Genomic DNA, 12,932 nt, shown 5'->3' on the forward strand with positions numbered 1-12,932 from the left:
CGCACTATCTGATGAGCGAATGCTCCGGGCAATTATCCTGTTTCCATGCTGGCGTGTCGCTGCCAATGGCGATGATTTTTCGTTCACCAGTGGACGTGGCAACGATACAGAATTTCCCTCTATAGCCATAAGTCGGGTCGGAAGGATCATCTGGACGCCCATTCAAGAAGATGCTGTAAACCCGTCCTGTTTGCAGTTCAGGGGCTGGCATACCATTTGCGCCCTGTGGAATGTCGCCATAGAGAAGACAGATTTTTGATGAAAGTGGAACTTTTCTTCCTCCGCTCATCACAAAGCTCCACACTTTTGTAGCGGGTTTTACTGACAGGTCTGAAATACTGAGTGCTCCCAGAAGTGGCTGACCGTTACGCTGCTCTTCCGTCTGCGAGATTGTGAAGCAGGGGGTGCCATTCACTGAACTGATTTCAGCATCGGCGATGCGTGATGTTGCACCCGCATCAAGGTATATCGACGAGAGGAGTGCGCTCGATGTTGCCGCCAGGTAAATTCTTTTCACTTTTTCTGTCGGTGAAAAAATCAATGAGTACCTGTTCATAAAGTGCTTGGTCATTGGCATATTTTTCCTGGCGCATTGCGGAGGAATCCTTTAAGTATTTCAACGCGTAGTAGTCGGCTACCAAGTCTCCTTGTGCCTCCATGTTGTAGTCGGCCAACTTTCTTTTGGATGACAATACGTACTTGTAGTCCAGTCCTATTCTGAATGCTCCACGCATTGCGACCGGATATTTGAGTTGATATTGCCAAACATGGACCATTTCATGAATGAACCAATGACGCTCGGTGTTATCTGCACTGGAAAAATCGTCCAGAAATCTCGACTCATGAAAATACATTTCCCCATTGGGCGTCATGGCAGTGTTTTTTGGTTGGAACAGCCACAGATAAGGCTTCTTGTGAATTTTGACTTTACTATAGTCGATGGCATCTTCAAAGATCATCCATGCCATGTCTATTTCACCCTGGGTAAGCGGGCGAGCCATGCTATCGATTTTTACCTGTTTTACTGATGTATCGATATCCTTGTCGGTTGTTTTTACGTCTTGTAGCTCCACTATGATCGCCGTTGGCGCCACAGGGGCAGGTGCAGCGGAGCAGCAGGGAAGGCTGTCTTCTTGTGGGAAAAACTCCACCATCGTTATTTGTTCTTCCCGCTTGCTGGTGACGCGCCCCGTGCGCCCCCTGGCATCCGTCGTCCCTGTCCACGTTTCGCCATTGCTCAAGGTGAGCCGGTAGTCGGCGTGCGCCAGCGGCACGCTGGTTGGCGAGACGAATTCCAGCTGCTCGTCGTAGCCGCAGCACCAGCATTCGTCGGGCTGGCCGGCCAGGCGGTGCAGTTCGCAGCCGCTTGTCGCGTTGCGCAGGGTGGCGCCCAGCACGGGCCGACCGTCGGCGCTGAAGGTGACGATCATGCTGTCGAAGTGCGCACCCAGGCTGCTCTTTTGGTGGGCCACGAGCTTGAAGAACACGTCGCAAGCGGTGGTGCTGATGACATGGTGCCTGGCCATGGAAACTCCGCGATAAAACGCCAGCGTAGGCCAGCGGCGGCGGGGAAGTATTGACCAGGCGCAAGGCTTGGGCGCTTGCGTTAAGATGCCGGGCGTTTTCATGAAAAGAAAGAGATCCCATGTCCAGCCCATCTCACACCGAAGCCTCCCGCACCGCCCGCAGCCTGGCCGCCGCCCTGATCGGCGACCCGTTTTACCGCGCCGTCACAGTGGCATGCGGCGAGGACGAAGCGGCGCGGCTGGCCATGCTGGAAGCGTACTTCGCGCTGGCGCTGGACGAGGGCGAGCAGGCGGGCCGCGTCGACCTGGCTGATGACGGGGGTAATGGCGCCGCGATCTGGACGACGGATACGCCGGCGGCCCGGCGCCAGGCCGCGTATGCGCAGCGCGAAGCCGCCTTGCGCAACTTGCTGGGGGAGCGCGGCTTCGCGCATTTCACGGCCATCGTCGCGAACATGGAGCACGCGCTGGCGCCACATGGTCTGCAGGATGCGTGGTACCTGTCGATCGCCGGCATCTACCCGGACGCGCAGGGCCGGGGATTGGGCGCATCCGTGCTGGCGCCTGGCCTGGCGGCCGTCGATGCGGCGGGCACCGCCTGCTTCCTGGAGACCTACAATGAGCGCAGCCTGCCGTTCTATGCCCGGATGGGCTTCGCGGTGGCGGGGCGTTACGCGGAAGCCGTCACGGGCTGCGATTACTGGCTGATGGTAAGGCAGCCGCACGCTGCCTGATTGACCATTTTGCCAATTTCTATACACTCGTCTTTTCGTTCATTGACTTAAGACCTGGAGATGGAAATGCCGACCCTGCCACTGCGCCGCACCCTGCTCGTTCTCGCCTGCCTTGGCACGCTGGCCCACGCCCACGCCGATACCGTCATCGACAATGCCAACGGCTACACGCTCGACGCAAACGGCAAGGTAGTGCGCTTCACGGCGCTGGCGTTTGACGACTCTGGCAAGCTGCTCGCCGTCGGCAGTGCCGCGCAGGTGAAACGCAAGGTGGCCAAGGGCGCCAAGCACGTCGACGTGCAGGGCAAGACCGTGCTGCCTGGCCTGATCGACGCGCACGGCCACGTGTTCGGCCTGGGGACGATCGCCAGCGGCGTGATGCTGTACGGTTCGTCGTCGCTGCCGGCCGCCGTGCAGGCCGTGGGGGACTTCGCCCGTGCGCATCCGGAACGCAACTGGGTCGTCGGCAATGGCTGGAACCAGGAAATCTGGAAGCTGGGGCGCTTTCCCACGGCCTTTGAGCTCGATGCGGCGGAAAGCGCGCGGCCCGTGTGGCTGCGCCGGGTCGATGGCCACGCGGGCTGGGCCAACAGCCGCGCGCTGGCGCTGGCCGGCATCACGCGCGCCACGCCAGACCCGGCGGGCGGCAAGATAGTCCGCGATGCGGACGGCAACGCCACCGGCGTGCTGGTCGACAGCGCCATGGACTTGATGGACGCCGTGCTGCCCAAGCCCGGTGACGTGGAAAACCGCGCCGCCCTCGATGGCGCGCTGGCGCAGCTGTCGCAAGTGGGTCTGACCAGCGTGCACGATGCGGGCATCGGCCAGATGCAGGACCGGCTGTTCCGCGACTATGCGGATCACGGCAAGCTGACGGTGCGCGTGTACGGCATGATCGCCGACACGACGGAGGACTTCGACGCGCTGTCGAAAAATGGCCCTTTGACCAACTATGCGCGCGACATGTACGCCTTGCGCGCCGTCAAACTGCTGTCCGACGGCGCCCTGGGCAGCCGCGGCGCGGCCCTGCTGGCGCCGTACAGCGACGATCCGACCACCAGCGGCCTGCTGTTCTTCAAAGATGACGCCATGCGCGCGAAGATGGAAAAAGCCATGCGCGCCGGCTATCAGGTGAACGTGCACGCCATCGGCGACGCGGGCAACCATCAGATCCTCGACGGCTATACAGCCTTGATCGCGCAGTACCGCGGCGCGGGCCTGCGCCACCGCATGGAGCATGCGCAGGTGGTGCAATTGAGCGACATCCCCCGTTTCAAGGCCCTCGGCATCGTGCCGTCGATGCAGCCCACGCACGCGACGTCCGACCAGAACATGGCGGAGCAGCGCGTGGGCCACGAGCGCATCAAGGGCGCGTATGCGTGGCGCACCTTCCTCAAGCAAGGTTCGCGCATCGCCTGCGGATCGGACTTCCCCATCGAGTCGCCGAATCCGTTCGAGGGCATCCACGCGGCCGTCACGCGGCAGAACAGTGAGGGCGTACCAAACGGCGGCTGGTATCCGCAGCAAGCGATGACGGTCACCGAGGCCTTGCGCTGCTTCACCCTGGACGCGGCCTGGGCGGCGCACCAGGAAAAGGTCATCGGCACCCTGGAAGTGGGAAAATGGGCGGACTTCATCGTCGTCGACCAGGACCTGTTTACCGTCGCCCCCAAGGCCATCGGCAAGACGCAGGTGCTGCAGACGTGGGTGGCGGGCAAGCGCGTGTTCGAGAAAAAATGAGGGCTGGGGTCAGACCCGCCGGGTCTGCCCCCAAAGAAAACCTGTTGACTTGGTTGTATAGACAACCTATGCTGGGAGCACAAGAGCGGGCTAAATACGCCCGCTCGCACCCTACGAGGAGACAGCATGAACAGCACAATGGACACCGATCCACGCTTTGATGCCAGCCGTACCATCCGCGCCCCGCGCGGCACGGTCATGGCTTGCAAGAGTTGGCAGGCCGAGGCGGCCTACCGCATGTTGCAAAACAACCTGGACCCGGAAGTGGCGGAAAATCCGCAGCATCTGGTCGTCTACGGCGGCATCGGCCGCGCCGCCCGCAACTGGGCCTGTTTCGACCAGATCCTCGCTTCTCTGCGCGAACTGGAAGATGACCAGACCTTGCTGATCCAGTCCGGCAAGCCGGTGGGCGTGTTCCAGACGCACGCGGACGCGCCGCGCGTGCTGATTGCCAACTCCAACCTGGTGCCGAAATGGGCGAACTGGGAACACTTCAACGAACTCGATCGCCAGGGCCTGTTCATGTACGGCCAGATGACGGCCGGCAGCTGGATCTATATCGGCACGCAGGGCATCGTGCAGGGCACCTATGAAACCTTCGCCGAAGCGGGCCGCCAGCACCTTGGCGGCGACTGGGGCGGGCGCTGGATTTTGACGGCGGGCCTGGGCGGCATGGGCGGCGCGCAGCCGCTGGCCGCCACCATGGCCGGCGCCGTGTCGCTCAATATCGAATGCCAGCAAAGCAGCATCGATTTCCGTTTGCGCACGCGCTACCTGGACAAGCAGGCGGCCAGCCTGGACGAAGCCCTGGAACTGGTCAAATACCACACCGAGCGCAAGGAAGCCATTTCCATTGGCCTCCTGGGCAACGCGGCCGAAGTGCTGCCGGAACTGGTGCGTCGCGCGAAAGCGGGCGGCATGCTGCCGGACCTGGTGACGGACCAGACGTCCGCGCATGACCTGGTCAACGGCTATCTGCCGCGCGGCTGGAGCGTGTCGGACTGGAAGGCGGCGCAGCAGGACCCGCAGCGCCATGCGCGCCTGACGGTGGCCGCCGCCGATTCCTGCGCCGCCCATGTGCAAGCCATGCTCGATTTCCACGCCATGGGCGTGCATACGGTCGATTACGGCAACAACATCCGCCAGGTGGCGTTCGACCAGGGCGTGAACAACGCCTTCGACTTTCCCGGTTTCGTGCCAGCCTACATCCGCCCGCAGTTCTGCGAAGGGCGGGGGCCGTTCCGCTGGGTGGCCTTGTCGGGCGACCCGGAAGACATCTATAAAACGGATGCAAAGATCAAGGAGCTGTTCCCGCATCATAAACAGGTGCACCACTGGCTGGACATGGCGCGCGAGCGCATCGCCTTCCAGGGCCTGCCGGCGCGCATCTGCTGGCTGGGACTGGGCGAGCGCCATATCGCCGGCCTGGCCTTCAACGAGATGGTGCGCACGGGCGAGCTGAAGGCGCCCATCGTCATCGGCCGCGACCACCTCGATACGGGTTCCGTCGCCAGCCCGAACCGCGAGACGGAAAGCATGAAGGATGGTACGGACGCCGTTTCCGACTGGCCGCTGCTCAACGCCATGCTGAACACGGCCGGCGGCGCCACCTGGGTTTCGCTGCACCATGGCGGCGGCGTGGGAATGGGGTATTCTCAGCATGCGGGCATGGTCATCGTGGCCGATGGCACGGCAAGCGCGGCGAAACGCCTGGCCAGGGTGCTGGTCAACGACAGCGGTTCGGGCGTGATGCGCCATGCCGATGCCGGCTACGAAACAGCGGCCGCCTGCGCCAAGCGCAACGGCCTGATTCTTCCAATGCTTCCTTGAGACCTTGACTCGAATGACTATGACACAGCACTTCAAAAGTTGGACGTTAAAACCCGGCGCGATGACCCTGGCCGATTTGCGCGCCGTCTGGGCCGCGCCCGCGAAACTGATCCTCGCCGCCGAGGCGTATCCCGTCATCGAGGCGTCGGCCGCCGCCGTGCAAGCCATCGTCGCCAAGGGCGATGCGGCCTACGGCATCAACACGGGCTTCGGCCTGCTTGCCAAGACGCGCATCCCCGATGCAAAGCTGGAGCAATTGCAGCGCAACCTGATCCTGTCGCACTCCGTCGGCACGGGTGAGCTGCTGTCGGACGCCGTCGTGCGCCTGATCATGCTGATGAAGATCGGCAGCCTGGCGCGCGGCTATTCCGGCGTGCGCCCGCTGATCGTCGACACCCTGATCGCGCTGTACAACGCGGGCATCATGCCGGCCATTCCCGCCAAGGGCTCCGTCGGCGCCTCGGGCGACCTGGCTCCGTTGTCGCACATGACGCTGGCCATGCTGGGCGTGGGCGACGTGCGCGTCAACGGCGAATTGATGCCGGCCCCCGAGGCGCTGGCGCAGGCGGGCATCGCACCCGTGGTGCTGGCGGCAAAAGAGGGCCTGGCGCTGATCAACGGCACGCAGGTGTCGAACGCGCTGACGCTGCATGGCCTGTTCATGGCCGAACGCCTGCTGGAAGCGGCCATGGTCACGGGCGCGCTGTCGCTTGACGCGGCCAAGGGCAGCGATGCGCCGTTCGACGCGCGCGTGCATGCCGTGCGTGGACAGCCGGGACAGATCCTGGCCGCGCAGATGTACCGCCAGCTGGTGGCGCACAGTGCGATCCGCGCCTCGCACCTGGAAGGCGACGAGCGCGTGCAAGACCCGTACAGCCTGCGCTGCCAGCCGCAAGTCATGGGCGCTTGCCTCGATCTGATCGGCAATGTGGGCCGCACCCTGCTGATCGAAGCCAATGCCGTCACGGACAATCCGCTGATCTTCCAGGACGGTCCCAACGGCCAGGCGGAAATCGTCTCGGGCGGGAACTTCCACGCCGAACCTGTCGCCTTTGCGGCCGACACGCTGGCGCTGGCGATCGCCGAAATCGGCGCGCTGGCCGAGCGCCGCATCGCGCTGCTGATCGACGCCACGCTCTCGGGCCTGCCGCCCTTCCTCGTGCGCGATCCGGGCGTCAATTCCGGCTTCATGATCGCCCATGTGACGGCCGCCGCGCTGGCGTCGGAAAACAAGTCGCTCGCGCATCCGGCCAGCGTCGACAGCCTGCCCACGTCCGCCAACCAGGAAGACCACGTGAGCATGGCCACGTTCGCCGGGCGCCGCCTGGACGACATGGCGCACAACACGGCCGTCATCGTCGGCATCGAGCTGCTGGCCGCCGCGCAGGGCATCGATTTCCACCGCCCGCTGAAAACCTCGCCGCACCTCGAACATGTGCATCACCAGCTGCGCCAGAAGGTGCCGTTCTTCGATGCCGACCGCTTCTTCGCGCCCGATATCGAAGCGGCCAAGCAGATGGTGCTGCACGGTGAGTTGAGCAGCACGTGCAAGAATTTGTTCGCCCCGCTGTACGCTTGAGCGGGCGCAAGGAGACAAGCATGGATTTCCGCTTCAACGAAGGCAGCATCCCGCTGCTCGTGTCGATGCCCCACGTGGGCACCGACATACCGGACGATATCGCCGCGCGCATGACGCCGCAGGCCTTGATCAAGGCCGACACGGACTGGCATTTGCGCGAGCTGTATGGTTTTTTGCACGAGATGGATGCGTCCGTGCTGTCGGCGCGCTGGTCGCGCTACACCATCGACTTGAACCGCCCGCAGGAAGACACGAATCTGTATCCAGGCCAGGATACGACGGGCTTGCTGCCCAACGATACGTTTCACCGCGAGCCGCTGTACCTGGCCGGCCGCGAACCCGATGCGACCGACGTGCAGCACCGGTTGCAGCGCTACTGGGCGCCGTATCATGCGCAACTGCGCGCGGAACTGGACCGCCTGCTGCGCGTGCATGGCGCTGTGGTGCTGTGGGATGCCCATTCCATCGCTTCCCACGTGCCGCGCTTCTTCGACGGCAAGCTGCCTGACCTGAACTTCGGCACGGCCGATGGCGCCAGCTGCGATGCGGGTCTGACGTCCGCCGTGGTCGACATCGCGCGCGCGCAGGAACAGTTTACGGTGGCCTTGAACGGCCGCTTCAAGGGCGGCCATATCACGCGCCATTACGGCCAGCCGGACAAGCGCGTGCAGGCGATCCAGCTGGAGATGTGCCAATGTGTGTACATGGACGAGACGGTGCCGTTCGGCTACCGGCCCGACCTGGCGACAAAGGTGCAGCCGCTGCTGCGTCAGATGATGGAAGCGGCCGTGGCATGGGTGGCGCATTGAGTACCTGTCTGTTCGCGCGCCATGCGCTGCTGCCGCAGGGCTGGCGCCGCGACGTGCTGCTGGAATGGGACGCGGCCGGCGATTTGACGGCGGTGACCGACAATGCTGCGCCGTCGAACGGCGTGGAAGTGGCCGAGTATGTCTTGCCCGGCATGGTCAACCTGCATTCGCATGCGTTCCAGCGGGCCCTGGGCGGCATGACGGAGGTTGCGGGTGACGAGGTTAATCATGTAGCGGATAGCTTCTGGACCTGGCGCGAGCTGATGTACCGCTTTGCGCGCCACATCACGCCGGAGCAGATGGAGGCCATCGCCGCGCAGCTGTTTGCGGAATGCCTGCGCCATGGTTACACGTCCGTCTGCGAATTTCACTACCTGCAGCGCAATATGGCCGGCGCGCTGTATGCGCGTCCCGCCGAGACGGCGGAGCGGGTGCTGGCGGCGGCGCGCATCAGCGGCATCGGCATGACCATGCTGCCCGTGCTGTACAGCCATGCGGGCTTCGGCGAGCAGCCGTTGAAGCCGGAGCAGGCGCGCTTTCGCACGGACGCCGACGACGTCTTGCGCATTATCGAGGCGCTGGCGCCGCAGCGCGGCGGGCAGGTGGAAGTGGGCTTCGCGCCCCATTCGCTGCGCGCGGCCGGCGTGGCGCAGATCCGCGCAGTGGCGCAAGCGCTGCCAGCGGGCCGCCCCATCCATATCCATATCGCCGAGCAGCAGGGCGAAGTGCGCCAATGTGTTGACTATAGCGGCCGGCGTCCGGTGCAGTATTTGTACGATCAGGTCGACGTCGATGCGCGCTGGTGCCTCGTGCATGCGACGCATGTGCAGCCCGACGAGGTGGCGCAGATGGCCGCCAGCGGCGCCGTGGCGGGCCTGTGCCCGACGACGGAAGCGAACCTGGGCGACGGCCTGTTTCCGCTGGCCGAATTCATCGCCGCCGGCGGGCGTTTCGGCGTCGGCAGCGACAGTCACGTGTCGCAGTCGCCCGTGGAAGAATTGCGCTGGCTCGAATACGGCCAGCGCTTGCAGCGCCAGCAGCGCAATGTGGCCGCCACGCCGCATGAGCGCCATGTGGGCGACTATCTGTGGCAGGCCGCCTTGCAGGGCGGCGCGCAGGCGTCCGGACGCAAGCTTGGCGCCCTGGCGCCGGGCTGCCGCGCCGACCTGCTGGTGCTCGACGACGCGCACGTGAACCTGTGCGGCGTGACCATCGCCGATGTGCTGGGCAGTTTTATCTTTTGCGGCAACGACACGCTGGTGCGCGACGTGCTGTGCGGCGGCCGGTGGCAGGTGCGCGGCGGGCGCCACATGGCGCAGGACGCCATCGCCACCGCCTACAAGCGCACCCTGGCGCAACTGAGGGCGCTCTGATGGCGACCTTCATCCCACAGGAATACCTGCGCGCCGCGCCGTGGAAAAACGGCGGCGGCAGCACGACGGAAATCGCCATTTCGCCAGCGGGCGCCAGCCTGATGGAATTCGACTGGCGTATCAGCCTGGCGACGATCACGGCCAGCGGGCCGTTTTCCAGCTTTCCTGGCATCGACCGCAGCCTGATGCTGGTCGATGGCGACAGCGTGCAGCTGACGTTTGAGGGCACGCGCAAGGTAATCTTGAGCGCGGCGCAACCGATGCTGTGGTTTCCCGGCGAGGCCGCCGTGGAGGCGCAGGTCAAGGGACCGACGACGGATTTCAATGTGATGACGCGGCGCGACCGCTGCCGCCACCAGTTGGAAAAAATCACGGCGCCGGGCAGGCTGGCGCGGCGCAGCGCGGCGACCTTGCTGTTCGTCGCCGGCGAGGGTGCCGTGCTGGCGCGCGGTGGCGAGCAGCAGTTCGCGCTGGCCCGCTACGACGCCTTGCTGCTGGACGCCGACGATGCGCAGGAATGGCGGCTCGACGCCTTGCAGCGCACGGTCGTGTTGTGCGTCGACCTGTTTACCTAGGAGAGAAAAGCCATGCAAGACTGGGATATGGTCATCCACAACGTCCACCTGGCCACCATGGAACACGGCTACGGCGAACTGCTCGACGCGGCCATCGCCGTCAAGGATGGGCGCATCGCCTGGTTCGGCCCCGGCGACGAGCTGCCGGCCAGCGGCGCGGTGCTGATTGACGGCCAGGGCTGCTGGCTGACGCCCGGCCTGATCGACTGCCACACGCATATCGTCCACGCGGGCAACCGCAGCGACGAATTCGAGGCGCGCCTGAATGGCACCAGCTATGAAGACATCAGCCGCGCCGGCGGCGGCATCATGTCCACCGTGCGCGCCACGCGCGCGGCCAGCGACGACGAGTTGCTGCGGCAAAGCCTGCCCCGCGTGCTGGCGCTGCTGGCCGAGGGTGTGACCACCCTGGAGATCAAGTCCGGCTACGGCCTGGATGCGGACAGCGAGGCGAAGATGCTGCGCGTGGCGCGCAGGATAGGCGAACAGCTACCCGTATCCGTGCGCACCACCTTCCTCGGCGCGCACGCGCTGCCGCCCGAGTATGCGGGCCAGCCTGACGCGTATATCGAGCTGCTGTACGCGCAGATGCTGCCCCGGCTGGCCGGCGATGGCCTGGTTGACGCCGTCGACGCGTTTTGCGAACGCATCGGCTTTACGCCGGCACAAACGCAGCGGGTGTTCGAGGCGGCGCGGGCGCTGGGCTTACCCGTCAAATTGCATGCGGAGCAGCTGTCGGACCTGGGTGGCGCGGCCCTGGTGGCCAGTTACGGCGGCCTGTCGGCCGACCATCTGGAGTTCCTGTCGGAAGAGGGCGTCGCCGCCATGGCGCAGCATGGCACGGTGGCCGTGCTGCTGCCGGGCGCGTATTATTTTTTGCGCGAGACGCAGCCGCCGCCTGTCGCGGCATTGCGCGCGGCCGGCGTGCCGATGGCCGTGTCCACCGATTGCAATCCGGGTACCTCGCCCATGACGTCCTTGCTGCTGGCGATGAACATGGCGTGCACCTTGTGGCGGCTGACGCCGCAGGAAGCGCTGGCCGGTGTTACGTGCCATGCGGCGCGCGCGCTGGGCTTGCAGCATGAAACGGGCAGCCTGGCGGTGGGCAAGCGCGCCGATTTCGCCCTGTGGCGCATCGCGCGTCCGGCCGACCTGGCGTATGCGCTGGGCCTGAACCCGTGCGCGGGCGTGGTGTACGGCGGTGTCTGGCGCGCGCCGGTGGTAAGCTTGCCGGATTGTTCATCCGCCCTGGAGCGCCGCGTGCGTGCTGCTTATTTGCCGTTTTACTTGCTGTTCTTGCTAGTCTTCGCCGCCGTGCCCATGTCCTCCCTTGCCATGGATGGCGGCACCCTGAAGGTGGGCTCGAAGCGCTTCACGGAATCGTATATTCTCGGTGAAATCGTCAAGCAGAGCGCCGCGCCGCACGTCGCGGTGGAACACCGCCAGGGACTGGGCAATACGGCCATCGTGCTGGCCGCACTGCAGGCGGGCAGCATCGACGTGTATGCCGAATACATGGGCACCATCGCCAGCGAAATCCTCAAGCACGACAAACCGATTGATCTGGAACAGATGCGGCGCGAACTGGCGGCGCTGGGCTTGGGCGTGGCCGTGCCGCTGGGCTTTAACAATACCTATGCGCTGGCCATGCGCGGTGATGAAACGCGCATCGCCAGCCTGGCGCAACTGGCGCAGCACCCGGCCCTGACATTCGGCCTGTCGCATGAATTCATCGGCCGCGTCGATGGCTGGCCGGGCCTGGCCGCGCGCTATGGCTTGCCGCAGCGCCCGCGCGGACTCGATCACGGCATCGCCTATGAAGCGCTGGCGCAGCATCAGGTGGACGTGATCGACATTTATTCGACGGACGCGAAGATCCGCCAGTACGGCTTGCGCGTGCTGGCCGACACGCGGCAGTACTTTCCCCGCTACGACGCCATGCTCTTGTACCGGCTCGACCTGCCGCCGCGTTTTCCCGCCGCCTGGCAAGCCTTGCAAGCGCTGCAGGGGCGCATCAGCGAGGGCGACATGATCGCCATGAATGCGGCCGTGGAAATCGATGGCAAGCGTTTTTCTGACGTGGCGCACCAGTGGCTGGCCTCCGGCACGCAGGCGAGCAAACCGGGCGCCGCGCGCAGCAAGCTGCTCGATAAAATCATCGGCGACGATCTGTGGACCCTGACGCGCCAGCATGTGACCCTGGTGTTGCTGTCGGTGGCGCTGGCCTGCCTGATCGGCATTCCGCTGGGCGTGCTGGCGGCGTTTTCGGCACCGCTGCGGCAAACGGTGCTGGCCTTCGTCGGCGTGCTGCAGACGGTGCCGTCGCTGGCCCTGCTGGCGATCTTGATCCCCGTGCTGGGCATGATCGGCACCGTGCCGGCGCTGGTGGCCCTATTCGTGTACGCCTTGCTGCCCATCGTGCGCAACACGTGCACGGGCATCTTGCAGGTGCCGCAAGGCTTGCGCATGGCGGCGCTGGCGCTGGGCTTGAGCCGGCGTGACCGCCTGCTGCACGTGGACTTGCCACTGGCCTTGCCGGTGATGCTGGCGGGCGTGAAAACGGCGGCCGTGATGAGCGTGGGCACGGCCACCATCGCCGCCTTCATCGGCGCGGGCGGCTATGGCGAACGCATCACCATCGGCCTGGCGCTGAACGACAACGACATGCTGCTGGCCGGTGCGATTCCCGCCGCCGTGCTGGCCCTGCTGACGCAAGGCTTGTTCGAGCTGGTGGAGCGCTGGGCCGTGGCCGGCCGGCAGCGCTGA

10 protein-coding genes and 1 pseudogene are annotated in these 12,932 nt (G+C 64.9%); 9 read left to right on the forward strand and 2 right to left on the reverse strand.

Features of this window, described 5'->3' with window-relative positions; genetic code table 11:
* Nucleotides 1–4: 4 nt before the first annotated feature.
* Nucleotides 5–517: a hypothetical protein gene (locus KY494_RS21130; protein WP_219888128.1), complete on the reverse strand. Its 513-nt coding sequence runs from the start codon at nt 515–517 to the stop codon at nt 5–7.
* Nucleotides 459–1,658 (reverse strand): hypothetical protein, encoded by a 1,200-nt coding sequence (locus KY494_RS21135; RefSeq protein ID WP_219888129.1) that lies wholly within the window; start codon nt 1,656–1,658, stop codon nt 459–461. The genes KY494_RS21130 and KY494_RS21135 overlap by 59 nt, the downstream gene beginning before the upstream one ends.
* Here KY494_RS21135 and KY494_RS21140 point away from each other — a divergent pair.
* The 9 genes and pseudogenes from KY494_RS21140 to KY494_RS21180 all read left to right on the forward strand — a co-directional run bounded on the left by KY494_RS21140 (nt 1,646) and on the right by KY494_RS21180 (nt 12,932).
* The gene (locus tag KY494_RS21140; RefSeq protein ID WP_219888130.1) at nt 1,646–2,260 is read left to right on the forward strand and encodes an N-acetyltransferase; all 615 of its coding nucleotides are present in this window, start codon (nt 1,646–1,648) and stop codon (nt 2,258–2,260) included. The genes KY494_RS21135 and KY494_RS21140 overlap by 13 nt on opposite strands.
* 66 nt (nt 2,261–2,326) lie before the next feature.
* A complete protein-coding gene (locus tag KY494_RS21145) occupies nt 2,327–4,000 on the forward strand; it encodes an amidohydrolase (protein WP_219888131.1) in 1,674 nt (557 codons plus the stop codon).
* 126 nt (nt 4,001–4,126) lie between these two features.
* Nucleotides 4,127–5,830, forward strand: a complete 1,704-nt coding sequence (gene hutU / locus KY494_RS21150) for a urocanate hydratase (protein WP_219888132.1) — start codon at nt 4,127–4,129, stop codon at nt 5,828–5,830.
* A 19-nt stretch (nt 5,831–5,849) separates the two neighbouring features.
* Nucleotides 5,850–7,409, forward strand: coding sequence for a histidine ammonia-lyase (gene hutH / locus KY494_RS21155; RefSeq protein WP_219888133.1), 1,560 nt, complete (start codon nt 5,850–5,852; stop codon nt 7,407–7,409).
* Nucleotides 7,410–7,429: 20 nt separating this feature from the next.
* Entirely contained in the window at nt 7,430–8,218 is a 789-nt protein-coding gene (gene hutG, locus KY494_RS21160; RefSeq protein WP_219888134.1) for an N-formylglutamate deformylase, read from the forward strand.
* On the forward strand, nt 8,203–9,591 hold the full coding sequence (locus KY494_RS21165) for a formimidoylglutamate deiminase (RefSeq protein ID WP_219888135.1): 1,389 nt from the start codon (nt 8,203–8,205) through the stop codon (nt 9,589–9,591). The genes hutG and KY494_RS21165 overlap by 16 nt, the downstream gene beginning before the upstream one ends.
* Complete coding sequence (locus KY494_RS21170; protein WP_219888136.1) at nt 9,591–10,166, forward strand: HutD family protein; 576 nt, start codon at nt 9,591–9,593, stop codon at nt 10,164–10,166. Before KY494_RS21165 ends, KY494_RS21170 begins: the two co-directional genes overlap by 1 nt.
* Before the next feature lie 12 nt (nt 10,167–10,178).
* Nucleotides 10,179–11,369 (forward strand): annotated as a pseudogene (gene hutI / locus KY494_RS21175) (imidazolonepropionase); the annotation flags it as partial.
* A 117-nt stretch (nt 11,370–11,486) separates the two neighbouring features.
* Nucleotides 11,487–12,932 (forward strand): glycine betaine ABC transporter substrate-binding protein, encoded by a 1,446-nt coding sequence (locus KY494_RS21180; RefSeq protein ID WP_219891682.1) that lies wholly within the window; start codon nt 11,487–11,489, stop codon nt 12,930–12,932.

It is taken from the genome of Janthinobacterium sp. PAMC25594 (genome assembly GCF_019443505.1).
Classification (GTDB): domain Bacteria; phylum Pseudomonadota; class Gammaproteobacteria; order Burkholderiales; family Burkholderiaceae_D; genus Janthinobacterium.